The organism is Ruminiclostridium papyrosolvens C7 (genome assembly GCF_000421965.1).
Taxonomy (GTDB): Bacteria; Bacillota; Clostridia; order Acetivibrionales; family DSM-1351; genus Ruminiclostridium; species Ruminiclostridium papyrosolvens_A.
Window position 1 is genome coordinate 1 of the sequence record NZ_ATAY01000055.1, and the last position, 504, is coordinate 504.

Genomic DNA, 504 nt, shown 5'->3' on the forward strand with positions numbered 1-504 from the left:
CTTAATAGAAATTTAGTCAATACTGCTCTGTAAGATGATTAATAGGGCGGGATGACTAGTGTGGACTACATTAAGCAGTAGTGACAATATGATTTCAGAGATGTTCAAAGTGGCGTTACAGTTGGAAGAACCATGGAAATTGACGCATGTTGAGTTTGACGATATGGATCAAGCTTGGCACCTGTTTATCGACTTTGCACGAGGAGCAACCTTCGCTTGTCCCTTATGCGGGATCGCTTGTAAAGCATATGACTCCGAGAAGAAGACCTGGCGACACTTGGACTTCTGGAATTGGAAAACATATATGCACGCCAGAATGCCACGAGTAAAATGCAAGGCGTGTAACAAGATAACGCAAGTATCGGTGAAGTGGGCCAGACCGCTTTCTCATTTCACTTTGCTCTTTGAAGCATGGGCGATGCGATTGATGGCGGAAATGCCCGTCAATGCGGCAGCCCGTGAGCTGAGAGAACATGACACACGGATGTGGCGCATCTTCCATCA

The 504-nt window shown here is 46.2% G+C and carries 1 protein-coding gene; it reads left to right on the forward strand.

Going from position 1 to position 504, the window contains the following annotated elements; translation table 11 throughout:
• Positions 1–58 precede the first annotated feature (58 nt).
• Positions 59–504: helix-turn-helix domain-containing protein (locus L323_RS0120850; protein ID WP_131451052.1), on the forward strand; the 446-nt coding region annotated here is incomplete at its 3' end.